The organism is Cellulomonas sp., assembly GCF_017744555.1.
GTDB lineage: Bacteria > Actinomycetota > Actinomycetes > Actinomycetales > Cellulomonadaceae > Cellulomonas.
Genome location: NZ_JAGIBD010000033.1, coordinates 16,840 through 39,994, shown reverse-complemented (window position 1 = coordinate 39,994; position 23,155 = coordinate 16,840). Strand labels below are relative to the sequence as shown.

Sequence of the window (23,155 nt, the reverse complement as noted above, 5' to 3'; positions counted from 1 at the left end):
TGCAGGTTCCCGTTCTCGTCGACGTGCTCGAGGGTCGAGGTGCTCCACAGCGCGTCGACGTCCGGGTTGCCGTCGAGGTCGAACCGCTCGGGCAGGGTGTCGCCCTTGCGCGGGTCGTGCACGAACAGCGGGCTGACCCGGCTCTCGACCGCGAGGCGAGAGCGACGGTTCGACAGGTCCTCGGGGATGCCGTTCTCCGTGCCGCAGGGGGCGTAGATCTCCATGACCGCCGCGCCCTCGTCGAACTCGAGCATGCTCATGGCGGCGGCGAGGAAGTGCCCGTGCAGCGCGGTCGCCGTGGTGGCGACGAAGACGTTCGGGTGGAACGCCGCGAGGACGCCCAACTCCTTGCGCACCTCACGCTTGCCGGCATGTGCCTTGCCGTACCGGGCGAGGTCGGCGTCCTGACCGGTGAGCGACGCGGTGGAGGCCTGGCCGCCGGTGTTGGAGTACCCCCCGGTGTCGAGCACCAGGGCCTTGATCGGCGTGCCGCCGGTCAGGACGCGCGACAGGGCACCGAAGCCGATGTCGTACGTCGCGCCGTCGCCGCCGATGGTCAGGACGTTCGGCAGGAGCGAGAGCTCGTCGGCGGTGAGGTCGTGCCACGTGAGCGTCGCGCCGGCCTTGCCGTGGACGGCCGGGTCGTAGGCGTCGGCCAGCTCGAGCTTCGCGTCGCGCAGCGCCCGGACCTCCGGGACGACCTGCGACGCGAGGCCCTCGTAGATGCCGACGGCGAGCGGCTGGGCGTCCTGGAACAGGCTGTTGACCCACGGGTCGAGGTACGGCTGGAACGGCATCGTCGAGGCGTAGACCGACGAGCAGCCGGTCGAGTTCGCGATGACCGTCGACGCCGGACCGCTGCCGGTGGGTCCGCCCTCGTAGAGGTACAGCGCCTTGTCGAGCTCGCCGACGAGCGTGCCGAGGTGCCGGCGACGGGCGGCGTCGTCGACGGTGCCGAGCTTGGCGGTGAGCTGCTCGATCGTGGTCTCCAGCTCGGCGACATGCGCGCGCCTGCGCTCCTGGCCGAGGGCCCTGGACAGTGCGGTCACCAGCCGGATCGCGGTGACCTCGCCGCAGCCTCGGCAGCCGCCGTGCCCGCCGACCATCGCGTAGTAGTTCGCGTGGTCGAGGACCATCCGCTTGACGTCGCCACCGGGTGTCACGGCGTCGGCGACGAACCGCTTCGGCGTGTTGGGCAGCGCGGCCATCGTCTCGAACCGCTGCTCGAGCATGTCGAGCAGGCTCTCGTCCTGCTCGGCCGCCGTCAGCGCGCCGGGCCCGCAGACGTCGACGCACTGCAGGCAGCCGGTGCACTTCCACGGGTCGATCACCGCGGAGAACAACGCACCGGTGCCGGGCGTCTGCTTCTCCGTCGCGTCGAAGAACGGACGCGTCCGCGCGACGGGGAACGCCGCGAGCGCCTCGACGACCGCGCCGGCGTACCGCGCGACCGCGCGTTCGTCCGTGTCGGGGACCGCCTTCGCGGCGACCGCCGCGAGCGACGTCGCGCCGGTGTCCGCCCGGAGCTCCTGGCGGATCCGCTCGGACCAGGCGTAGGCCACCGCGCGCAGAGCCTCGCGCTGCGGCTCCGGGGCGTCCACCTGGCCGATGGCCGACAGCACGAGGTCGTGGATCTCGTGCAGCGTGTTCGGGATCGCCGCGTCGGGACAGACGATCCCGCACTCGAGGCAGCCGGTGCAGGCGGTCGGGTCGAACACCGGCACGGTGCGCCGGAAGATGCCCTTGTCCTTCTGGATGCCCGTGCCGACCGGCATGAACAGGCCGGCGCCCGGGAGCACCGGCGACTCGCCGGCGGTGCCCTCGCGGAACGGGCGGGCGGCGAGGTCCTCGTAGTAGGCGGGGTCGAAGAGCGCCGTGGCGCGCGGCTCCGCCGCGACCGGGCACATCGACGCCGACAGCGCGACGGAGCGCTGGCGTACGGCTGCCGGCTCGGCGTCGACGGCGACGAGCTCGTCGGACTCGTAGTCGATCGGGCGGATCGCCGCGATCGCGTCGGTGATGACCGCCATGTTCGAGCTGACGATCGTGTCGCCCTTGCGACCGAACTTCTTCGTCAGCTCGTGGCGCACCTTCTCGAGGATCGCGTCCTGCGTGGCCCCCTGGGAGATGCGGTCGACCCGGCCGACGACGGCGCCGATGAACGCGATGCCCATCATCCGGGTCTCGAGCTCAGGCGTCGGCGCGTGCTTCTTCGCGACGCGGAACGCGTCCATCACGAGGAACGTGATCTTCTTCTCGCGGATGGTCCGCCGCGCGTGCGCGGGCAGGCTGCGCCACACGTCGATCGGCGCGAGGTCGGACTGCATGATGAACGTGCCGCCGACCGCCAGGCCCTTGAGCGGGTTGGTGTGGACGAACGCCTTGTGGTCCGGGGAGACGACGACCTCCACGTCCTCGAGCTCGGCGTTGGTGAGCAGCACGGGCTCGGGCGACAGGGTGATGTAGAAGTTGGTCGCCGCGCCGCTCTTCTCCGACCCGTACTTCGGCGCCGACTTCGAGTACATGCCGAGCACGCCGGCGAGGATGTCGGTGAGGAGCTTGCCGGTGGCGATGGTGCCGTAGCCGCCGACCGAGTGGAACCGGATGCGCAGCGCGTCCTGCGGCAGCACCTGTGGGTTCGGCTCGGTGGCGAGCGCCATGAGCTCGGTCTCCGGGTAGGCAGCGCGCAGCCGCTCCTGGATCCCCGCGAGCTCGCCCGTCGCGGAGTCGTTGAAGAACTGCGAGCCGACGTAGACCAGCGGCGAGCCGGTCGGCGACACCATGTTCTTGAACGCGGCGACCGTGTGCCGCGGCTGCACGTCGTGCCCGCCGAGGCCGAAGATCGCCGTGGTGAGGCGCGGGCTCGTGGCGAGCGCGGGGATGCCGGGGAACTCGTCCGGGGCGGACGCGTTGGCGCGGGCCCGGAACAGCGCCTGCGTCACGAGGCGGGTCAGGGCGGTGTCGTCGGACCGCTCGAGGACCGTGACGGCCTTGGCGTTCTTGAGCGCCTCGACGAGCTCGGCCTCGGGGAAGGGCTGCAGCATCTTGACGGACACGACGCCGACCTTGAGCCCCTGGGCCCGCAGGTAGGGCAGCACGGCACGCACGTCGTCCGTGATCGAGCCGAGGCCGACCATGACGTAGTCGGCGTCCTCGCAGTCGTACGCCATGACCGGGGAGTACGCGCGCCCGGTCAGCTCGGCGTACTCGGCCATCGCCTGGCGGGCGAGCGCCGGCACCGCCGAGACGAAGTGCGTGCGGTGGTCCACCGCACCGGCCTGGAAGTCGGGCTGGTTCTGCACCGGGCCGGTGAGGCCCGGGTTGTGCGGGTCGACGAGCGCCGGCACCAGCTGGCGCGTGCCCTTGGCCCACGCGTTCACCCAGGCGCGGCGCCACTGCGCCCGCAGGTCCTCGGGCACCCACGATGCCGTCCCGGCGACGAGGTCGCCGGCGTCGTCGGCCTCGACCTCGTCGGCGATCGCCGCCAGGTGGGCGCGCAGCGCGGCGAGGTCGTCGGGCGCGAAGTCCGCGGCGTGCCGGTCGAGGTACCGGCCGAGCTGGAACACGCGGCCCTTGGCGCCGAACAGGATCTCCTGCGCGACGGTCGGGGAGGCGATGCGACCGGCCGGGTCGCCCAGGTACTCCTTCAGGAGCTCGGGCTCGGGAAGCAGCACCTCGCTCATCACGTGGCTCGTGGCGAAGCCGTCGAAGGTGTTGGCGACCGGGATCAGCGACAGGGACGACGTCCGGTACGCGATCGCCGCCAGGTCGGACGCCTCCTGCGGGTTGGACCCGAACAGGATGGTGTAGCCGGCCGGGAGCAGCGCGTAGATGTCGTCGTGCCCGGCCATGACGTTCAGCGAGTGCTTGCTCACCACGCGCGCCGCGACCTGCAGGACGAAGCCGCCGATCTTCTTGCCCACGGTCACGTAGTGCGACTCGAGGGCATACAGGATGCCTTGGCTTGACGAGGCATTGGAGATGAAATTACCTCCGGTGAGCGCAGCGCCCAGGGCGCCGCTCTGCGCCGAGTGCTCACCTTCGGCCTCGACGAAGAACGGATGGGCGCCCCAGACGTTGAGCTGGCCCTCGGCACGGGCCGCCTCGAACGTCTCGGAGATCTCTGTCGAGGGCGTGATCGGGTAGCCGATGACACCGCCGCACACGTGCTTCATCACGTGCGCGACTGCGCCGTTGCCGTTGATGACGTCCGGAAGGCCTGGGTACTTGGGCTGATCAGCAGTCACTGAGCGCGTCCGATGCGAGAAGTGGAGCGGACCGTGCGGACCTGCCCCACGGCGCGCCGAGGCGGGACGACGGCGACGTCGTCCCGTGAGTCGGACCGCCGACGAGGGGCTTCATCGCATTCCTCACAGGCCCAGCTGGGACGCTGTGAGCGTAAAGTTCCGGTCAGGCGATGGTCGAGGGACCGAAGTCCCTAGACGACTCCCCGCGCCCGGCCGCGCTCCAGCCAGGCCACCACCCCCTGTCCCGCCACCACACCGGTGCTGAACGACGCCTGCAGCAGGTACCCGCCCGTGGGTGCCTCCCAGTCGAGCATCTCGCCCGCCACGAACGTGCCCGGCAGGCGCCGCAGCATGAGCGAGTCGTCGACCTCCGACCAGGCGATGCCACCCGCGGTCGAGATCGCCCGGTCGATCGGCATCGTCGCGGTCACCACCACGGGCACCGCCTTGACCAGCTCGGCGGCCGCGGCGGGGCTGCTCGGCAGCGCGCCGCCGCCGGCGTCCCACAGCAGCGCGACCGCGACCGGGTCGAGCCCGATCGAACGCCGCAGCCAGGTGGACCCGGAGTCCTTCGGCCGGCGCCGCTGCAACCGGTCGGTGAGCTCCGCGACGGTGTGGGTGGGCCGGAGGTCGACGTCGAGGACGCACCGGCCGTCGGCGTCGAGGGCGTCGCGGATCGTGGCACCGATCGCGTACACCGGCCCGCCCTCGATGCCGGACCGGGTCACCATCGCGTCGCCGCGAGCCGTGCGTCCCGGCCGCCCGCGGACCGTCAGGGCGACGTTCTTGAGCGGCGTCCCCTGGAAGCGGTCCGCGAACGGGCCCGTCCACGCGACGCGCATCCCGACGTTGGCCGGCCGCAGCGGCGACACCGCCACGCCGAGGTCGGCGAACCGGTCGGCCCAGCCGCCGTCCGACCCGAGCCTCGGCCACGACGCCCCACCGAGCGCGAACACCACCGCGTCGCTCGCGACCTCGACCGTCCGCCCGTCGGGGCCGGTGAGGCGGAGCCCGTCGCGCCGGTCCGTCCACCCCGTCCACTGCCGGCGCGTCTCGGTCCGCACCCCGAGCTCCGCGAGACGCGCCTGCCAGGCGCGGACCAGCGGCACCGCGCGGAACGAGCGCGGGAAGACCCGCCCGCTCGACCCGACGAACGTCGGCTCGCCACGCGCGGCGCACCAGTCGCGCAGGTCCTGCGGCCCGAACACGTCGAGCATCGGCGCCAGCCGGCCGGCCGAGCCGCCGTAGCGGCCGAGGAACGCGTCACGGTCCTCGGAGTGCGTGATGTTCAGTCCGCCGTGGCCCGCCAGGAGGAGCTTGCGGGCCACGGACGGCATGCGGTCGTACACCGTGACCGCCACCCCGGCCTTCGCCAGCACCTCCGCGGCGATCAGCCCGGCCGGTCCGCCGCCGACCACGGTCGCCGTGCTCATCGGCCGGGCCGGACGGGTGCGGCGCGCAGGGGCATCGGCCGAACGTACAACGTCGGGACGCAGGCACGAACGACGCCGACCTAGGTCGGAGGTCCCGACGTGACCCCCCTCACAGGGCCCTAGCGTCGGCATCGAGGGCCAACGACGGCGTTCGACGCATCGCCCGGTCCTTCGGACGCGGGTCGCGCCCGCCGCGACAAGGGGCCCCACGAACCGTGGGAGGTCGTCGTGCACGAGGTGGGACAGTCCCGGCGCGTCAACGTCACTGTCGACGGCCGGCCGATGCAGCTGCGCGAGGGCGCGACGCTGCTCCAGGCGCTCACGGCGGAAGGCGTCGAGGTGCCGTCGCTGTGCCACGACGGCCGGCTGGAGCGCGCGAACGGGAGCTGCGGCCTGTGCGTCGTCGAGCTGGGTGGTGAGACGACCCGGGACGTCAAGGCCTGCATCACCCCGGTGACCGAGGGCATGGCCGTCACGACCACCAGCGAGCGGCTGCGCGAGTACCGCGCCGTCCGCCTGGAGCAGCTGCTGTGCGACCACAACGCCGACTGCGTCGCACCGTGCGTGCAGACGTGCCCGGCGAACATCGACATCCAGACCTACCTGAACCACGTCGCCACGGGGAACTTCGAGGCCGCGATCCGGGTCATCAAGGACCGCAACCCGTTCCCGTCGGCGTGCGGCCGGGTGTGCCCGCACCCGTGCGAGTCGGAGTGCCGGCGCAACCTGGTCGACGAGCCGGTGGCGATCAACCACGTCAAGCGGTTCGTCGCGGACTGGGACCGGGCGCAGGACGAGCCGTGGACCCCGCGCCTGGCCGACCCGAGCGGGAAGCGGGTCGCGGTCGTCGGCGCCGGCCCGTCGGGCCTGTCCGCCGCGTACTACGCGACGATCGCCGGCCACCGCGTCACCGTGTTCGAGAAGCAGGACCAGCCCGGCGGCATGATGCGCTACGGCATCCCCGAGTACCGGCTGCCGAAGGCGACGCTCGACGACGAGATCGCGTTCATGCGGGCGATCGGCGTCGAGATCGTCACCGGGAAGGCCCTCGGCACCCACCTGCGGCTCGACGAGCTGCGCAAGGAGTACGACGCCGTCTACCTGGCCGTCGGGTCCTGGCGCGCGACGCCGATGCACCTCGACGGCGAGCACCTGCCGAACGTGCACCTGGGCATCAGCTGGCTGCGGGGTGTCGTCAAGGGCAAGGACGACCCGGTCGGCGACACCGTGGTCGTGGTCGGCGGCGGCAACACCGCGATCGACTGCGTGCGGACCGCCCTGCGCAAGGGCGCGCGCGACGTGAAGCTCGTCTACCGGCGCACGCGCGACGAGATGCCGGCCGAGCCGCTCGAGATCGAGGAGGCGCTGCACGAGGGCGTCGAGATGGTGTTCCTCGCGGCCCCCACCCGGATCACCGCCGAGGACGGCCGCCTCCAGCTGCACTGCACCCGCATGGAGCTCGGCGAGCCCGACCGCTCCGGCCGCCGGCGGCCCGTCGTCGTCGAGGGCTCGGACTTCACGATCGACGCGGACACCGTGATCGGCGCGATCGGCCAGACCACCGACACGGGGTTCCTCTGGGACGACCTGCCCGTCCGGCTCAACAAGTGGGGCGACGTCGACGTCGACGGCCGCACCATGCAGAGCTCGGCGAGCAACGTGTTCGCCGGCGGCGACTGCGTGACCGGGCCCGCGACGGTCATCCAGGCGATCGCGGCCGGGCGGCGCGCCGCGCAGGCGATCGACGAGCTGGTCCGCACGGGCACCGTGAGCCCGTCGCACGAGGACTACACATGCAGCCGCGGCACCCTCGAGGACCTGCCGCGCGACGAGTTCGAGCTCCAGCCGCGGGCGCGCCGCGCGGTGATGCCGGCGCTGCCGCCGAAGGAGCGGGTCGACAGCTTCGTCGAGGTGGAGCTCGGCCTCACGGCGGAGCAGGCCCGCGCCGAGGCGGCCCGGTGCCTGGAGTGCGGCTGCTCCAAGCAGAACCACTGCGCGCTGCGGGACGCCGCCACCGAGCACCAGGTGGTGTTCCTGCCGCCGCTGCACGTCCGGCCGTACACGCCGATCGAGCAGGACCACCCGTTCATCGTCCGCGACCACAACAAGTGCATCTCGTGCGGCCGCTGCGTCGCGGCGTGCGCGCAGGTCGAGGGCGTCGACGTGCTGGCCTACCAGTTCGAGAACGGCCGGCTGACCGTCGGCACCCGCAACGACCAGCCGCTCGGCCTCACCGACTGCGTGTCCTGCGGCCAGTGCGTGCGGGCCTGCCCGTGCGGCGCGCTCGACTACGTCCGCGAGCGCGGCGGGGTGTTCTCCGCGATGAACGACCCCGACAAGGTCGTCGTCGGGTTCGTCGCACCCGCGGTGCGCAGCGTGATCGCCGACAAGTACGGGCTCGCGCCGGAGCAGGCGTCGCCGTTCATCGCCGGGCTGATGCGCCGGGTCGGGTTCGACAAGGTCTTCGACTTCGCGTTCGCGGCCGACCTGACGATCCTCGAGGAGACCACCGAGTTCCTCGGGCGGGTCGGCAGCGGCGAACGGCTCCCGCAGTTCACGTCGTGCTGCCCCGGCTGGGTCAACCTCGTCGAGCGCCGGTTCCCCGAGCTCATCCCGCACCTGTCGAGCTGCAAGTCGCCGCAGCAGATGATGGGCACCACCGTGAAGCACCACTTCGCGGAGCTGACCGGGATCCCGGTGCCGGCGCTCTACACCGTGTCGATCGTGCCGTGCCTCGCGAAGAAGTACGAGGCGGCCCGGCCGGAGTTCGCGCCCGACGGGGTCCGCGACGTCGACGCCGTGCTGACCACCACCGAGTTCCTCGAGATGGTCGAGATGCTGCACCTGGGCCCCGAGGACGTCGAGCCGGCGGACTTCGACGAGCCGTACTCCCGGGTCAGCGGCGCCGGCGTGCTGTTCGGCGCGTCCGGCGGTGTCGCGGAGGCCGCGCTGCGGATGGCGGTCGAGAAGCTGACCGGCGAGCCGCTCGTCGACCTCGACGTGCACGCGGTCCGCGGCCTGGAGGGCGTCAAGGAGGCGACGGTCGACGCGGGCGGCACCACCGTCCGGGTCGCGGTGATCAGCGGTCTGAACAACGTCGACGCCCTCGCCCGCCGGATCCGCGACGGCGAGGACGTCGGGTACGACCTCATCGAGGTCATGGCGTGCCCCGGCGGGTGCGTCAACGGTGCCGGTCACCCCGTGCCGCAGGACGCGCTCGAGACGACCGCGCGGCAGCAGGTGCTGGTGGACATCGACCGCACCGCGCCGATGCGTCGCTCCCAGGAGAACCCCGACATCCTGCGCCTCTACGACGAGTACTACGGCGAGCCGAACTCCCCGCTCGCGCACCGGCTGCTGCACACGTCCTACGCCCCGTTCCGCACGGCGGAGCACACCACCACCGGAGGTACCCCGTGACCGTGCGTCCCCGTCTGCTCGTCGCCGCCCTCGCGGTCGCGGCCCTCCTGTCCGGCTGCGCCGGCACCGCTGCGGGCACCGCCGCGACCCCGAGCCCCACGACGGCCTCGCCGACGGCCACGGCCGCCGAGCGCACCACGTTCCGGATCGCCTCCCTCAAGGGCCCGACGACGATGGGCCTCGTCGAGCTCATGGACACCGCCACCCAGGGCACCGCGCGGCACGACTACCAGGTGACCGTGTACGGCACGCCCGACGAGGTCGTCCCCCAGGTGCTGCACGGCGACGTCGACGTCGCGATGGTCCCGTCCAACCTGGCCGCCGTGCTGTACGCCAAGACGAAGGCGACGCCCGCCGCCGTGCAGGTCGCGGCCGTCAACACGCTCGGCGTGCTGCAGGTCGTCGAGGTCGGCGAGACCGTGCACTCGCTCGCCGACCTGCGCGGACGCACCGTCTACAGCTCCGGCAAGGGCACCACGCCCCAGCTGGTCCTCGACCACCTTCTCTCCGAGAACGGGCTCGACCCGGCCGCTGACCTCCACGTCGAGTACCTGAGCGAGCCGACGCAGGTCGCCGCCCAGCTCGCCGCGGACCCGTCCGCCGTCGCCGTCCTGCCGCAGCCGTTCGTCACCGTCGCCGAGGCGCAGATCCCGGGGGCGCGCACCGCGCTCGACCTCACGGACGAGTGGCGCAAGGTCACGCCCGGCTCGGAGCTCGTCATGGGGGTCGCCGTCGTGCGCGCCGCGTTCGCCGCGGAGCACCCGGACGCGTTCGCCGAGTTCCTCGACGACTACGCCGCGTCCGTGGAGTTCACGAACGCGCACCCGGACGACGCCGGTGCGCTCATCGCCGCGGCGGGCGTCGTCCCCGCGGCGAAGGTCGCGACCGCCGCCATCCCGGCGTCGCACATCACCTACCTGGACGGCTCCGCGATGCGGGACGCGCTCGAGGGGTACCTCGACGTGCTGCACGACGCGGACCCGGCGACGGTCGGAGGAGCGCTGCCCGGTGACGACTTCTACTACGGCGTCGACGGCTAGGTCGGTCGCCCGCCCCGTGCTGGTGGGGGCGTTCTGGCTGGTCGTCTGGTGGCTCGCGGCGCTGGCCGTGGGTCAGCGGCTCCTGCTGCCCTCGCCCGCGGAGGTCGGCGCACGGTTCGTCGAGCTCGCCGTCACCCCGGGGTTCTGGGAGACGGTCGTGTTCTCGCTCGTGCGGATCCTCGCGGGGTTCGTCCTCGGGACGGTGCTGGGTACCGTGACCGCCGTCGCGGCGGCCCGGTGGCGGGCCGTCGACGCGCTGCTGTCCCCGCTCGTCGGGGCGGTCCGCGCCACGCCCGTCGTGAGCTTCATCATCCTGGTGCTCATCTGGGTCGACAGCAGCCGCCTGGCGGTCGTCGTGAGCGCGCTGATGGTCCTGCCCGTCACGTACGCGGCCGTGCTCGAAGGCGTCCGGCAGCGCGACCCCGCGATGCTGGAGGTGGCCGCGGTGTTCGACGTCCCGCTGCTGCGCCGCCTGCCCGCGGTCGACGTGCCCGCCGTGCTGCCGTTCTTCGCCGCGGCGTGCCAGGTCGGCATCGGGCTCGCGTGGAAGAGCGGCGTCGCGGCCGAGGTCATCGGCCTGCCCGGCGGCAGCATCGGCGAGCGGCTGTACGACGCGAAGGTGCTGTTGGAGAGCGCGGACCTGTTCGTGTGGACCGCGGTGGTGGTGGCGCTCAGCCTGGGCGTCGAGAAGGTGGTGGCGGCCCTGCTGCGGCGGGTGCCGTCGGCGCACGCCGCGTCCCGCCCGGCCGAGGCGGTGCCGCGATGATCTTCGTCCGCGGGTTGACCGTCTCGCTCGGCGGCCGGGTGGTGCTCGACGGCGTCGACCTGTGCCTGCCGCGCGACGGCGTCGTCGCCGTGACCGGTCCGAACGGCTCCGGCAAGACGACCCTCGGGCGGGTGCTGCTCGGCCTCATCGCACCGCAGGCGGGCTCCGTCACCGGGCTCGCCGGCCACCGCCGGGCGGCCGTGTTCCAGGAGGACCGGCTGTGCGAGCACCTCGACGCGGTCGCCAACGTGCGGCTCGTGCTGCCGCGCGAGGTGCCCGCCGCGGTCGTCGCGGGCGAGCTGCGGGCCCTCGGGCTCACGGCCGACGCCCTGACGCTGCCCGTACGGGCACTGTCCGGCGGGCAGCGCCGCCGCGTCGCGATCGCCCGCGCGCTGCTCACCGACGCGACGCTCGTGGTGCTCGACGAGCCGTTCACCGGCATCGACGCCGACGGCCGGCCCGGCGTGCTCGCCTGGGTGGCCGAGGCGTGCGCGGGCCGGTCGGTGCTGCTCGTGACGCACGACCTCGACGACACCGCCCGGCTCGGCGCGACGGTGGTCCGGCTGGGGTCGGGCGAGGGAACGCCGGAGCAACCCATGAGCGCCGAGTCGGCGCATCGTTCGACGCCCGCCGTCCGCTCGTCCGGGTCATCTTCGGGCGAATCGCCCGTGCGGCCCGCGTGACGTTGGCAGGATGCGCGCATGACGCTCGCCGACGCGCCCGTCGCGCCGCCAGTCCGGGACGCGGTCCCGTCGGTCGCCTACGCCCCCTGGTGGCGGCGGGCCCTCGGGTCGCTGCTGGACGGCGCGCTCGTGGCAGCCGTCGCGTGGCTCGCGACCGGGTCGCCCGTGCCCGTCCCGTTCCTGCTGACCCCTGCCCTCCTGAACGGCATCGACGTCGTGGAGCCGGCAGGCACGTTCTCCTGGTGGACGGCCGGGGCGGTGAGTGTCGTGCTGCTGCTGCAGGCCTTCACCGGCGTGACGCCCGGCAAGTCCGTCGTCGGCATCCGTGTGGTGCGGGAGTCGGACCACGAGCCGGCGGGGTTGCTGCGCACGGCAGGCCGCGAGGTGCTGCACGTCCTCGACTGGATCCTGCTGATCGGCTGGTTGCGGCCGCTGTGGAACGCCCGGCGGCAGACCTTCGCCGACACCCTCGCGTCGACCGTCGTCGTGCGGGGGCACGTGGACGTCCCGGTCCGGCTGATCGCAGCGGTCGCCTCCGCGTTCGCGCTCGCACTGGTCGTCTCACCGACCGTCTCCGAGACGGGCACGACCACGGTCTCGTGCGGTCTCGCGGACAGGCTCGGCGGCATCGAGACGGTCGCGCTGCGCGTGCCCGGTGACGTCTGGGTGAGCCGGCTAGGGATCCGCCGCCTGTCGACGATGCATCCCCAGACCGTTCTCACGTGGACCTCCGCGTCGGCTGCTGCTCCCGCGGACGGCACCCGGCTCGGCGTCTCGCTGCGAGACCGCGACGATCACGAGGTCTGGCACCGGACCGTGACGTTCCGCGACGGCGTCGCCCGCACGGACGACGTCCACGAGGTGCCGGAGCTGACGATCCCCCACGACGTGACGGCAGACGCCGGTTCGGGCTGGGTCGTGCGCCTCACGTCCGAGGCGGGCGGGACGTCCTCGTGGCTGTGCACGCTCGGCGGCCCCGAAGGGCCGGACGAGCAGGCACCCCTCATCGAGGGCTAGGTCACCGAGTTCGGGTCGGCGTGGTCGACCGGCCGTACGCCCGGCGCCAGGCGCCCGTGCAGGTGTGCGTCGTGGCGGCCGTCGAAGTGCAGGAGGTGCGCTCGCAGGACGCCCTCCAGCGACATGTCGAGGCGCTGCGCGACCCGGCACGACGCGGTGTTGAGAGCGGAGTGCTCGAGCTGCACCCGCTCGATGCCGAGCTCGCCGAACGCCCAGTCGATCCCCGCCGCCGCGGCCCGCGCCGCGACCCCTCGGCCGCGGGCCTCCGGCAGCACCCAGTAGCCGATCTCACCGACGCCGTCGTGCAGGTCCAGGTGGTACACGGCCACCCGGCCGACGACGCCCGACTCGTCCTCGACGACCCACTCGGCCCCGGTCTCCTCGGCCCACGCCCCGCTGCGCTGCGCGATCCATTCGGCGGCCTCCGCCTGCTCGGTCAGGGCGCGCGTGTGCCAGTACCGGATCGCCGGGTCGGCGTGCGCGGCGACGACCACCGGCCAGTCCTCGGGCGTCCAGGGGCGCAGCACGAGGTCACCGGCGACGAGCGTCGGCTGAGGCTGCGCCGACATGCGGCCGGGCGGGACGACGGGCGTGGTGGAGTACGGCACGACCGGCATCCTCGTGGCGGCGGGCCCGAGCGGTCCAGCGCGCCCTGCGACCCGCCCCTGGGCCACAGAGCCGCAGGCTCAGGCGCGGAAGTAGTACCCCGCGTCGAGGTCCTCGAGCAGCGTCGGGTGGGTCGGGTCCCAGCCGAGCGTCTCGCGGGTCACGTCCGAGGACGCGGTGACGTCGAGCGAGAAGAAGCCACCGATCCAGCCGAAGTGCGCGAGGGCGTCCTCGGGGGCGACCGACACGACCGGGAGCCCGAGCCCGCGGCCGATGGCCTCGGCGATGGCACGGCTGGGCACGCCCTCCTCCGCGACACCGTGGACGGCCGACCCGGCGGCCGCCTTGTCGAGCGCGAGCCGGACCATGCGGGCGTTGTCGAGGCGGTGCACGGCGGCCCATCGGCTCGTCCCGTCACCGACGTACGCCGCGACCCCGGTCTCGCGGGCGACCCGCACGAGCTGCGCGACGAAGCCGTGGTCGCCCTCGCCGTGCACGGTCGGCGCGAACCGCAGGGCGACGGGCCGGATGCCGCGGTCGACGAACGACAGGGCGAGCGCCTCGGACCCGCCGCGCAGCGCGTCCGGGCCGACGTGCGGGCTCGGGTCGCGCTCGGTGAGCGGTCGGCCGAGACCGGCCCCGGCCAGCCCGGAGGCCAGCATGAACGTCTTGCCCGTGCCCGCGAGCGCGTCGCCGAACGCCTCGACCACGGCCCGCTCGGTGCGGCCGGCGCCGGCGTAGTCGGTGAAGTCGTGCTTGAACGCGAGGTGGACGACGGCGTCGGCGGCCTCGGCGGCGGCGCGCAGGCTGCCCGGGTCGTCGAGGTCGCCGCGGTGGACGGCGACGCCGCGCCGATCGAGGGCTGCGGCGGAGGCGTCCGAGCGGGCGAGCCCGGTGACGTCGTGCCCGGCGGCGAGCAGCTCGTCGACGACGGACGAGCCGACCCATCCCGAGGCCCCGGTGACGAAGATGCGCATGGTCGTTCCCTTCCAGTGATGTCAGTTGATGACATCACCGTAGCACCGCCATGTCAGTCCATGACATCACCTACGATGTCCGCATGGCCCGCTGGGAACCGGACGCGCAGAACCGCCTGCGCGACGCCGCGCTGACCCTGTTCGCCGACGGCGGCTACGAGCGGACCACGGTCGCCGAGATCGCCCGGACGGCCGGCGTCACCGAGCGGACCTTCTTCCGGCACTTCGCCGACAAGCGCGAGGTGCTGTTCGACGGCCAGGCCCGCCTGCAGGACGCGTTCGTCGGCGCGGTCACGGCCGCTGACGGCGACGCCGCGCCGATGACCGTCGTCGCCACCGCGCTCGATGCCGCCGCCGCGCTCTTCCCGCCCGAGCGCCGCGCGTTCGCCCGGCAGCGCGCCGGCATCGTCGCCGCCAACCCCGGCCTTCAGGAGCGCGAGCTGCTCAAGCTTGCCACCCTCACCGACGCCATGGCCGACGCGTTCCGCCGACGCGGGCTCGCCGAACCCACCGCCAGCCTCACCGCACACACCGCGGTCGTCGTCTTCCACGTGGCGTTCGCCCAGTGGATCTCGCCCGACGAGCAGCGGTCGTTCGCGGACCTGTGCCGCTCCGCGACCGAGGACCTGCGGACGGTCACGGCCTCCTGACGCTCAGGCGGGTGCGGACATGACCTCCGCCAGGTGCAGCCCCCACGCGCGCGCCCGGTCGAGCTCGCCCGCCGCGAGCGGCCCCTTGGTCCCGGTGACCCAGAAGCTCTCCACGTCGTCGACCGCGTACCCGGCATGGCGCAGGCGCTTGCCGGCGCCGGAGGCCGCGGACCCGGGCACGTGCGGGCTCTGGATGCGGGTGTCGAAGGCCGCCGCGTGCACGGTGTGGTCGGGGTGGTCGAGGTGCGCGAGCCACTCGCGGACGCCGATCGTGCTGGGCTCCGGCGGGCGACCCGCCTGGACGGCGGCGTCGGCGCGGGTGCGGGGACGGCTCAGGCCGAACGCGTGGGTGGGCGCGCCGACGACCAGCAGGTCGACGTCGTCGGGCAGGTGCTCGGGAGCACCTCGCACCTCGACGAGCTCGACGTCCGTGCGTCGGGCGAACATGCCCGCCCACACGGCCCGCGCGAGCTCGGCGGTGTTGCCGAACGACGACTCGTAGACCACCAGCGCGCTCATGTTCAGCCCTCGTCTCAGTTCTCGTGGACCACGAGCACGGGGCACGTCGCCTCGCGCACCACGTCAGCCGACACCGACCCGAGCAGCATCCCGCGGAAGCCGCCGAGCCCGCGTGAGCCCACGGCCAGCAGCGGTGACGCGTGCGAGAGCTCGACGAGCGAGGTGGCGGGGTCGTCGTCGACGAGCTCGAGGTCCACGTGGAGGCCCGGGTACGCCGCGGCGAGCTCGTCCGCGACCGCGCGGGCCGCCCGGTGGGTGGGGTGGTCGGGGTCGTCGGTGCGGGCCGGCCAGCCGGTGCGGCGGCCGAGCGGGTCGGGGATCGTCGGGCGCGCGTGGACGACGAGCAGGCCGCGGCCGAGCTCCCACGCCTCGCGTGCGGCGGCGCGGGCGGCTGCGAGGGCGGCCTGCGAGCCGTCGATGCCGACGACGACGGGGGCGGACGGCAGCTCGGGGTGGTCGGCGTCCGACCGGACGACGGCGACCGGGCAGTGCGCGTGGGCGGCGACGTGGGTCGCGACACCTCCGAGACGGCGGCGGCCCCGGCGGACCCCGGAGCCGACGACGAGCAGCTGGGCGTCGTCGGTGAGGTCGCGCAGGCTCGGCACGACCGAACCGTGCGGGATCCGCACGTCGAACTCGATCTCAGGGTGCCGCTCCTGCTCGTGGTAGAGCACGTCGGCCAGGTACTCCTTCGCCTCGACGTCCGGCGGGAACGCGGAGACCTCCGGGTACCAGGTCCACGCGGACTGCGCCCAGGACTCGTCGACGCACCGGGCGAGGACCACGTCGGCGCCACGCAGCGCCGCCTCGTCCACGCCCCATCGCATGGTCCGCTCGCTGCTGGTCGACCCGTCGAGGGCGACGACCACCGGTCCGTCGATGCGCATGGGAGCCTCCGGTCCCTGCGGGGTTGTCGTCCACGTGTCTGGGGACGGCCTGCCCGTCGACGCCAGCATTCTCCTCCCGTCCGAGCCGCAGGAGGGACCTCCGTCCTGATTTGTCTGATCTCCGCACGCGCGGGACCTTCGACCCTGGGACGGGCGGATGTGAAGGAGTTGTGTGGAGAGCGTCACGAGATCCACACACCAGGGTCCGACGACGGGCCCGCTCCCAGGGGAGTCAGTCATGGCCATCCACCCCGAGGTCAGCACCAGCACCCACCCCGCCACGTTGGTCGAGGACGACCTCGTCACCAGCGCCGTCGGCCGCCGCGTGCTCGCCATCACCCGCCTCGCGACGGGGTTCATCTTCCTGTGGGCCTTCCTCGACAAGACGTTCGGCCTGCACTACAGCACCGGCGCCCCGGTCACCGAGGGGACGCCCAGCCTCGCCTGGATCGACGGCGGCACCCCCAGCCAGGGGTTCATGAAGTTCGCCGCGGTCGGGCCGTTCAAGGACACGTTCGCGTCGATGGCGAGCCCCGTCACCGACTGGCTGTTCATGCTCGCGATGCTCGGCGTCGGCACCGCCGTGATGCTCGGCATCGGGCTGCGGGTCTCGGCGGTCGCCGGCTCGCTCGTCATGCTCCTGATGTGGGTCGCCGAGTGGCCGTTCATCCAGGGCTCGAACAACCCGCTGATCGACTACCACATCATCTACGCGCTCGTCCTGATCCTCTGCGCGACCCTGCTCGCCGGAGACACGTGGGGCCTCGGACGGAGGTGGGCGAAGCTCGGGATCGTGCAGCGGCAGCGCTGGCTGCGCTGAACGGACCCCCACCACGCCCGGAGCACCGGGCCGACCGCCGACGGGCCCTCCCCCGTCGGCGGTCGCGCGTCCGCCGGCTGCCCTGACCACGCTGCGATTCGGTACATCTAGGACCTTCGACCCGCAGGCCGCGCCTGGGCAGCCCTACGGTCCCCGCATGGCGGACCCCCGAGGCTTCCTGACCACGCGCGTGCGCGAGCTCCCGGCCGACCGGGCGGTGGACGTCCGGATCCTCGACTGGGACGAGGTGCACCGGCACCCCGTCGGTGACGACGCGTACCTCGACGTGCTGCACCGGCAGGCCGGGCGCTGCATGGACTGCGGTGTGCCGTTCTGCCACCACGCGTGCCCGCTCGGCAACCTCATGCCCGAGTGGAACGACCTCACGTGGCGCGGCCAGTGGCAGGACGCCGCGGACCGGCTGCACCTCACCAACAACTTCCCCGAGATCACGGGCCGGCTGTGCCCGGCGCCGTGCGAGTCCGCGTGCGTCCTCGGCATCAACGAGCCGCCCGTCACGATCCGCAACGTCGAGCTGTCGATCGCGGAGGAGGCGTTCGGCCGCGGGCTCGTCGTGCCCGAGGTCCCGGGCCGGATGACCGAGTGCACGGTCGCGGTCGTCGGGTCCGGGCCGGCCGGGCTCGCCGCCGCGCAGCAGCTCACGCGCGCCGGGCACCACGTCACGGTCTTCGAGCGTGCGTCCGCGCCCGGCGGGCTGCTGCGCTTCGGCATCCCCGAGTACAAGCTGCCCGCCGCCGTCGTCGAACGCCGCCTCGACGTCATGCGCGCCGAGGGGACGGTGTTCCGGTGCGGCGTCGACGTGGGACGCGACGTGACCGGTGACGAGCTGCGGCGCCGGTTCGACGCCGTGCTCGTGACGACCGGATCGACCGTCCCGCGCGACCTCCCCGTGCCCGGACGCGAGCTGCGCGGTGTCCTGCCCGCGATGGACTACCTCGTCCCCGCGAACCACGCGGCCGTCGGCGCGCCTCTGGCCGGGGCGCCGGTCGCGACCGGTCTCGACGTCGTGGTCGTCGGTGGCGGCGACACCGGCGCGGACTGCGTCGGCACGGCCGTGCGGCAGGGGGCGCGGTCGATCGTGCAGCTCGAGATCCTCGCCGAGCCGCCCCACGAGCGGCCCGCCGCCCAGCCGTGGCCGACGTACCCGGCCGTGTTCCGGGTGTCGTCGTCGCACGAGGAGGGTGGTGAGCGCCGGTTCGGGGTGTCGACGCTCGCGCTCACCGACGGCGGCTCGGGCGCGGTGGGCGGGCTGCGCGTCGTGGACGTCGAGCGGGTCGGCGAGCGGTTCGAACCCGTGGCCGGGACCGAGCGGGAGCTGCCCGCGCAACTCGTCGTGCTGGCACTCGGCTTCACCGGACCGGAGCGCGCCGGGCTCGGCGACCAGCTCGGGCTCACGACGGACGCGCGCGGTGCGTTCGAGCGGTGCGACGACTTCTCCACCGCGACGCCCGGGGTGTTCGTCGCCGGCGACTGCGGGCGCGGTCAGTCCCTCGTCGTGTGGGCGATCGCCGAAGGGCGTGCCGCAGCTGCCGCGGTGGACGCGCACCTCACGGGCCGCACGGAGCTGCCGTCGCCGGTCACCGCGAGCACCGTCGCACTGCGCGTCTAGCTCCCGGGGCCCGCGAGCGCGCGGACCGTCGTGATCGTGTCGGCCTCGGCGGCCGTCTTGTCGTCGCGGTACCGCAGCACGCGCGCGAACCGCAGGGCCAGGCCCCCGGGGTACCGGGTCGAGCGCTGCAGCCCGTCGAAGGCGATCTCGACGACCTGCTCCGGCCGCAGGTGCACGACGTAGCCGTCGAGCGGGGAGGTCGCGAGCTCGGTGAACCGCGCCGTCTGCCAGCGCAGCATCTCGTCGGTCATGCCTTTGAACGTCTTGCCGAGCATGACGAACCCGCCGGCCTCGTCGCGAGCGCCGAGGTGGATGTTCGACAGCAGCCCGTGCCGTCGCCCCGAGCCCCACTCGACCGCGAGGACCACGAGGTCGAGCGTCTGCCGGGGCTTGACCTTGACCCAGGCGGCGCCGCGCCGGCCGGCCTCGTACGGGGCGTCGACGGCCTTGACGACGACACCTTCCTGACCGGCCGAGACGACGGCGTCGAACCGCGCGCGGGCGGCCGCAGGATCGTCGGTGACGAGCCGGTCCACGGCCCACGCCCCCGCGACGCGGTCGAGCGCGTCGAGCCGGGACAGCAGCGGCGCGTCGAGCAGGTCCTCGCCGTCGACGTGCAGGCAGTCGAAGAAATAGGCCGTCAAAGTCGTCGCAGCAAACGTGTCGGCGTCGCGGCTCGCGGTGCGGGAGGACGTCTCCTGGAACGGGCGCGGCCGCCCGTCGGGTCCCAGCGCCAGGGCCTCGCCGTCGAGCACCACGGCCGAGACGGGGAGGTCCTGCGCGAGAGCGACGATCTCGGGCACCCGCTCGGTGATGTCGTCGAGCGACCGTGTGAACACGCGCACCGACGAACCCGACCGGTGCACCTGGATGCGGATGCCGTCGAGCTTGGTGTCGACGACGACCCGCCCGCCACCGAGCGCGGCCACCGCCGCGGGAACGTCCGAGGCCGACTGGGCCAGCATCGGCCGCACCGGACGTCCCACGACGAGCCCGAACTCCCCCAGCGCCGCCAGCGCCTCGGCCGCAGAAGCCGCCCCCAGCGCGGCGACCGCGACCGGCTCGGTCGCCCCCGCCATCATCGCCGCCCGCCGCACGGCCTCGGCCGGCACCCCGGCGGCCTCCGCGACCGCGTCGAGCAGCAGCGCGTCGAGCGACCCCTGCCGCAGCTCCCCGGTGACGAGCCCCCGCAGCAAGCGCTGCTCGTCGGCCGTCGCCGCCGAGAACAGCGCGGCCGCCTCGGCCGCCCGCGTGGTCGCCGACCCTGCGCCGGACAGCGACGCCATCCGCTCGAAGGCCGCGTCCACCGCAGCCACCGACAGCGACGGCGCGGACGCGGGCGAAGGCAGCGACGTCAGCGACCGCCACCCGAGCCCGGCTCGGCGCTGCCGGAGCTCCCCGCCGAGGTACCGGGACACCACGGCGACGTCCGACGGCGGCGTCCGCCGCAGCAGGTCGACGAGCAGCGCGCGCTTGGCGAGCCGCGATCGTGTCGTCGCGAGCGCGGACGACGTCGCCGCGAGGTCGGCCAGCAGCATGCCCGCATCCTGCCCCGTCCCACCGACATCCGCCCGGCCGCACGAGCCCGACCAGGACGTTCGTCGCTCGTCGGGCCGCCCGCGACGGTGTGGGGTGGACCCATGACCCCCACCCGCCGCGCCGCCGCCCTCGGGGCCGCGGCGACCGCCGCCGTCGTCGCCGTCCCGTGGGCACGCGCGCGCGCACGGCGGTGGGGCGCCACCGACGACGAGGTCGCCGTCCGCATGCCCGGCGACGACCTCGTCCCGGAGGCGGGCGTGGTCGCCACGCGCGCGGTGACGATCGAGGCGACCCCGGAGGTCGTCTGGCAGTGGCTCGTGCAGATCGGGCAGGACCGGGGCGGCTTCTACAGCTACGACCGCCTGGAGAACCTGCTCGGCCTCAAGATCCGCAGCGCGAACACTCTCGAGGACCGGTGGCAGGACCTCGTCCCGGGCGACGTGGTGCGCCTCGCGGACAAGGTCGGGCTCGACGTCGTCGTCGCCGAGCCCGGTTTCGTCCTCGTCCTCGCGGCCCCCGACAACGCGTTCACGTGGTCGTTCGCGCTGCGCGACTGCCACGGCCGCACGCGGCTCGTCGCCCGTGAGCGCTACGCGACGCCCAACCCGGCGGTGCGGGTGCTGTCGGAGGTGACGTCGCTGGTCAGCGCGGTCATGACGCGCGGGATGCTGCTCGGCATCCGGGACCGGGCCGAGCGCACGGCCTGACGGCTCACCCGTCGTCGCGCCGCGTCCACCGGAACGTCCGCGTCCCCACCACGAGCCCGACGGCGAGCCACGCCACGAGCACCGCGGCCGTCGCCCCGTGCTGCCACGACCCGGACACCTCGAACGCCTCGGCCGCCGGCGGCAGGAACACCGACCGCATCCCCTGCGCCATCCACTTGAGCGGGAACACGGACGCGACGGCCTGCATCCACGAGGGCAGGTCGTTGAACACGAAGAACACGCCGGAGATGAACTGCAGCACCAGCACGACGGGCGTGACGACGGCCGACGCGGACCGCCCCGACCGCGGCACCGACGAGAACGCGACCCCGAGCACCGACCCGGACGCCGTGCCGAGCAGGAACACCCACGCGAACGTGCCCCACGCGTCCGCCGTCGACGGCATCGGCACGGAGAACAGCACGGCGGCGACGAGCAGCAGCAGCGCGGTCTGCACGAGCGACGAGACGAGCACCTGGCCGACCTTGCCGGCGAAGTACGACGTCGCGGGCAGGGGCGTGCCGCGCAGCCGCTTGAGCCCGCCCTCGTCGCGCTCGACCGCGATCGAGATGGCGAGGGACTGGAAGCTCGACAGCATCACGCCCGTCGCGACCATGCCGGGCAGGAAGTACTGGGCGAACGGGATGCCGGGCGACGGCCCGACGGTCGCACCGTCCTGCCCGAAGACCGTCGAGAAGATCGCCAGCATGATCACCGGGTAGGCGAAGATGAACACGACGGCGTCGCGCTCGCGGAAGTAGGTCCGCAGCTCGAGCCGGCTGCGGGCGACGCCGAGACGCAGCGTCCCGGGCAGGGTGGTGGCCGGTGCCGCCGGGGCGGTCACCCGGCGATCTCCACCATGTCGTCCGCGTGCGCGCCGCCGATGAGCTCGAGGTACACGTCCTCGAGCGTGGGCCGGACGACCTCCAGACCGGCCACCTCGCCGCCCGCGGTCGCGGCGAGCCGCGTGACGACCGCCGTCGGTGTCTCGGTCCGCTCTTCGTGCCGCGTGCCGTCGACGCTCCACCGCACGACGGCCTGCCGGGCGGCCCGCCCGCCGAGCTCCGCGGGCGCCCCCTCGGCGACGACCCGCCCGTCGCGCACCACGACGACGCGGTCGGCGAGCGCCTCGGCCTCCTCGAGGTAGTGGGTGGTGAGCAGGATCGTCGTCCCGTCGGTGCGCAGGCCGCGCACGAGGTCCCAGAAGGCGCGACGGGCCTCGGGGTCGAACCCGGTGGTCGGCTCGTCGAGGAACAGCAGCTCGGGCCGGCCGACGATGCCGAGCGCGACGTCGAGCCGCCGCCGCTGGCCGCCCGAGAGCTGCCGGACCCGCGTGCGGGCCTTCTCGCGCAGCCCGACGGCGTCGATCACCTCGTCGGCGTCCCGTGGGTCGGGGTAGTACTGGGCGAAGTGCCGCACGAGCTCCGCGACCGTCGCCTCGGCGAGGTCGTTGGCGCTCTGCAGCACGATGCCGACGCGGGACCGCCAGGCCCGCCCGGCGGTCTGGGGGTCCGCGCCGAGCACGCGCACGTGCCCGTCGTCGCGGCGGCGGTACCCCTCGAGGATCTCGATGGTGGTCGTCTTCCCCGCCCCGTTCGGGCCGAGGACGGCGACGATCTCCCCCGCGTCGACGGTCAGGTCGAGGCCGTCGACCGCCTGCTTGACCCCGTAGCGCTTGCGCAGATCCCGGACGACGATGGCCGGCTCTGTCCCGTTCATGCCGACATGCTGGCGTATGTCCCCGCCTGGCCGGAAGGACCGGACGGGCATGTCGTCACCCGGCCACGACGCCGTCGACGTAGAGCCACCTTCCGTCCTGGCGGACGAACCGGCTCGTCTCGTGCAGCTGACCTCGTCCGGCGGGCTCGGCGTAGTGCGCGACGAACTCGACGGTGCCCTCGTCGTCCCACGGTCCGCCGGCGTCGGTGCGGACGATCTCGAGGCGTCGCCACGTCACGTCGTCGTCGAGGTCGAGGGTGTCCGGGCGGTGGCCGGGGTGCCACGTGGCGAGCAGGTAGACGGTGTCGCGGACGGCGAAGGCGGAGTAGCGGGACCGCATGAGCGCCTCGGCCGTGGGGGCGGGCCGGCGCCCGGCGTGCAGCGCGCCGCAGCACACGTCGTAGTCGTCTCCCGAGCCGCACGGGCAGTCGCTCATGGCCGTCCTCTGGTCGCGCCTGGCCCCCGTGGGCGACACCGTAGCAACGCGGCCCGGGG

Annotated in this window: 19 protein-coding genes; 9 read left to right on the top strand and 10 right to left on the bottom strand. The window is 73.7% G+C overall.

Features of this window, described 5'->3' with window-relative positions; genetic code table 11:
- On the bottom strand, positions 1 to 4,247 hold a 4,247-nt coding region (locus tag J7523_RS16945; protein ID WP_291889262.1), incomplete at its 3' end, for a 2-oxoacid:acceptor oxidoreductase family protein.
- 191 nt (positions 4,248 to 4,438) lie between these two features.
- A complete protein-coding gene (locus tag J7523_RS16940) occupies positions 4,439 to 5,680 on the bottom strand; it encodes a TIGR03862 family flavoprotein (protein ID WP_291889261.1) in 1,242 nt (413 codons plus the stop codon).
- A gap of 228 nt (positions 5,681 to 5,908) precedes the next feature.
- Between J7523_RS16940 and J7523_RS16935 the strand changes: the two genes are divergently transcribed.
- The 5 genes from J7523_RS16935 to J7523_RS16915 are packed head-to-tail and all read left to right on the top strand — an operon-like array spanning position 5,909 to position 12,606.
- Positions 5,909 to 9,100 (top strand): NAD(P)-binding protein, encoded by a 3,192-nt coding sequence (locus tag J7523_RS16935; RefSeq protein ID WP_291889258.1) that lies wholly within the window; start codon positions 5,909 to 5,911, stop codon positions 9,098 to 9,100.
- A complete protein-coding gene (locus J7523_RS16930) occupies positions 9,097 to 10,140 on the top strand; it encodes an MqnA/MqnD/SBP family protein (RefSeq protein WP_291889256.1) in 1,044 nt (347 codons plus the stop codon). Before J7523_RS16935 ends, J7523_RS16930 begins: the two co-directional genes overlap by 4 nt.
- On the top strand, positions 10,109 to 10,906 hold the full coding sequence (locus J7523_RS16925) for an ABC transporter permease subunit (protein WP_291889253.1): 798 nt from the start codon (positions 10,109 to 10,111) through the stop codon (positions 10,904 to 10,906). The genes J7523_RS16930 and J7523_RS16925 overlap by 32 nt, the downstream gene beginning before the upstream one ends.
- Positions 10,903 to 11,589, top strand: coding sequence for an ATP-binding cassette domain-containing protein (locus J7523_RS16920; RefSeq protein ID WP_291889250.1), 687 nt, complete (start codon positions 10,903 to 10,905; stop codon positions 11,587 to 11,589). The genes J7523_RS16925 and J7523_RS16920 overlap by 4 nt, the downstream gene beginning before the upstream one ends.
- Positions 11,590 to 11,607: 18 nt before the next feature.
- A complete protein-coding gene (locus J7523_RS16915; protein WP_291889248.1) occupies positions 11,608 to 12,606 on the top strand; it encodes an RDD family protein in 999 nt (332 codons plus the stop codon).
- Here the strand turns inward: J7523_RS16915 and J7523_RS16910 are convergent.
- Entirely contained in the window at positions 12,603 to 13,223 is a 621-nt protein-coding gene (locus tag J7523_RS16910; RefSeq protein WP_291889246.1) for a GNAT family N-acetyltransferase, read from the bottom strand. The two genes, J7523_RS16915 and J7523_RS16910, sit on opposite strands and share 4 nt — an antisense overlap.
- Positions 13,224 to 13,292: 69 nt before the next feature.
- Positions 13,293 to 14,189: an SDR family oxidoreductase gene (locus J7523_RS16905; protein ID WP_291889244.1), complete on the bottom strand. Its 897-nt coding sequence runs from the start codon at positions 14,187 to 14,189 to the stop codon at positions 13,293 to 13,295.
- 83 nt (positions 14,190 to 14,272) lie between these two features.
- Here J7523_RS16905 and J7523_RS16900 point away from each other — a divergent pair, with 83 nt between their 5' ends.
- Positions 14,273 to 14,839 carry a TetR/AcrR family transcriptional regulator gene (locus J7523_RS16900; protein ID WP_291889240.1) on the top strand — a complete coding sequence of 189 codons (567 nt, stop codon included), beginning with the start codon at positions 14,273 to 14,275 and terminating at the stop codon, positions 14,837 to 14,839.
- 3 nt (positions 14,840 to 14,842) lie between these two features.
- Here the strand turns inward: J7523_RS16900 and J7523_RS16895 are convergent, their stop codons facing one another.
- On the bottom strand, positions 14,843 to 15,358 hold the full coding sequence (locus J7523_RS16895) for a flavodoxin/nitric oxide synthase (RefSeq protein WP_291889237.1): 516 nt from the start codon (positions 15,356 to 15,358) through the stop codon (positions 14,843 to 14,845).
- Between the two features lie 14 nt (positions 15,359 to 15,372).
- Positions 15,373 to 16,245 (bottom strand): universal stress protein, encoded by an 873-nt coding sequence (locus J7523_RS16890; RefSeq protein ID WP_291889234.1) that lies wholly within the window; start codon positions 16,243 to 16,245, stop codon positions 15,373 to 15,375.
- 238 nt (positions 16,246 to 16,483) lie between these two features.
- Between J7523_RS16890 and J7523_RS16885 the strand changes: the two genes are divergently transcribed.
- Entirely contained in the window at positions 16,484 to 17,065 is a 582-nt protein-coding gene (locus J7523_RS16885) for a DoxX family protein (RefSeq protein ID WP_291889231.1), read from the top strand.
- 157 nt (positions 17,066 to 17,222) lie between these two features.
- A complete protein-coding gene (locus tag J7523_RS16880; RefSeq protein WP_291889229.1) occupies positions 17,223 to 18,695 on the top strand; it encodes a glutamate synthase subunit beta in 1,473 nt (490 codons plus the stop codon).
- Here the strand turns inward: J7523_RS16880 and J7523_RS16875 are convergent.
- Positions 18,692 to 20,233, bottom strand: coding sequence for an ATP-dependent DNA ligase (locus J7523_RS16875; RefSeq protein ID WP_291889226.1), 1,542 nt, complete (start codon positions 20,231 to 20,233; stop codon positions 18,692 to 18,694). The genes J7523_RS16880 and J7523_RS16875 overlap by 4 nt on opposite strands.
- A gap of 102 nt (positions 20,234 to 20,335) precedes the next feature.
- On the opposite strand from J7523_RS16875, the gene J7523_RS16870 reads away from it, so the two are divergent.
- The gene (locus J7523_RS16870) at positions 20,336 to 20,941 is read left to right on the top strand and encodes an SRPBCC family protein (protein ID WP_291889224.1); all 606 of its coding nucleotides are present in this window, start codon (positions 20,336 to 20,338) and stop codon (positions 20,939 to 20,941) included.
- A gap of 4 nt (positions 20,942 to 20,945) precedes the next feature.
- Here the strand turns inward: J7523_RS16870 and J7523_RS16865 are convergent, their stop codons facing one another.
- The 3 genes from J7523_RS16865 to J7523_RS16855 are packed head-to-tail and all read right to left on the bottom strand — an operon-like array spanning position 20,946 to position 23,096.
- Positions 20,946 to 21,785 (bottom strand): ABC transporter permease, encoded by an 840-nt coding sequence (locus J7523_RS16865; protein WP_291889222.1) that lies wholly within the window; start codon positions 21,783 to 21,785, stop codon positions 20,946 to 20,948.
- The gene (locus J7523_RS16860) at positions 21,782 to 22,660 is read right to left on the bottom strand and encodes an ABC transporter ATP-binding protein (RefSeq protein ID WP_291889219.1); all 879 of its coding nucleotides are present in this window, start codon (positions 22,658 to 22,660) and stop codon (positions 21,782 to 21,784) included. Before J7523_RS16860 ends, J7523_RS16865 begins: the two co-directional genes overlap by 4 nt.
- A gap of 55 nt (positions 22,661 to 22,715) precedes the next feature.
- Positions 22,716 to 23,096, bottom strand: a complete 381-nt coding sequence (locus J7523_RS16855) for a YchJ family metal-binding protein (protein ID WP_291889216.1) — start codon at positions 23,094 to 23,096, stop codon at positions 22,716 to 22,718.
- Positions 23,097 to 23,155: the final 59 nt, after the last annotated feature.

What these genes read in the sequence shown, in the direction of transcription:
- J7523_RS16940 (WP_291889261.1), bottom strand. Translation starts at nt 5,680, where the DNA reads ATGAGCACGGCGACCGTGGTCGGCGGCGGACCGGCCGGGCTGATCGCC.
- J7523_RS16920 (WP_291889250.1), top strand. Translation starts at nt 10,903, where the DNA reads ATGATCTTCGTCCGCGGGTTGACCGTCTCGCTCGGCGGCCGGGTGGTG.
- J7523_RS16915 (WP_291889248.1), top strand. Translation starts at nt 11,608, where the DNA reads ATGACGCTCGCCGACGCGCCCGTCGCGCCGCCAGTCCGGGACGCGGTC.
- J7523_RS16910 (WP_291889246.1), bottom strand. Translation starts at nt 13,223, where the DNA reads ATGCCGGTCGTGCCGTACTCCACCACGCCCGTCGTCCCGCCCGGCCGC.
- J7523_RS16905 (WP_291889244.1), bottom strand. Translation starts at nt 14,189, where the DNA reads ATGCGCATCTTCGTCACCGGGGCCTCGGGATGGGTCGGCTCGTCCGTC.
- J7523_RS16900 (WP_291889240.1), top strand. Translation starts at nt 14,273, where the DNA reads ATGGCCCGCTGGGAACCGGACGCGCAGAACCGCCTGCGCGACGCCGCG.
- J7523_RS16895 (WP_291889237.1), bottom strand. Translation starts at nt 15,358, where the DNA reads ATGAGCGCGCTGGTGGTCTACGAGTCGTCGTTCGGCAACACCGCCGAG.
- J7523_RS16890 (WP_291889234.1), bottom strand. Translation starts at nt 16,245, where the DNA reads ATGCGCATCGACGGACCGGTGGTCGTCGCCCTCGACGGGTCGACCAGC.
- J7523_RS16885 (WP_291889231.1), top strand. Translation starts at nt 16,484, where the DNA reads ATGGCCATCCACCCCGAGGTCAGCACCAGCACCCACCCCGCCACGTTG.
- J7523_RS16880 (WP_291889229.1), top strand. Translation starts at nt 17,223, where the DNA reads ATGGCGGACCCCCGAGGCTTCCTGACCACGCGCGTGCGCGAGCTCCCG.
- J7523_RS16875 (WP_291889226.1), bottom strand. Translation starts at nt 20,233, where the DNA reads ATGCTGCTGGCCGACCTCGCGGCGACGTCGTCCGCGCTCGCGACGACA.
- J7523_RS16870 (WP_291889224.1), top strand. Translation starts at nt 20,336, where the DNA reads ATGACCCCCACCCGCCGCGCCGCCGCCCTCGGGGCCGCGGCGACCGCC.
- J7523_RS16860 (WP_291889219.1), bottom strand. Translation starts at nt 22,660, where the DNA reads ATGAACGGGACAGAGCCGGCCATCGTCGTCCGGGATCTGCGCAAGCGC.
- J7523_RS16855 (WP_291889216.1), bottom strand. Translation starts at nt 23,096, where the DNA reads ATGAGCGACTGCCCGTGCGGCTCGGGAGACGACTACGACGTGTGCTGC.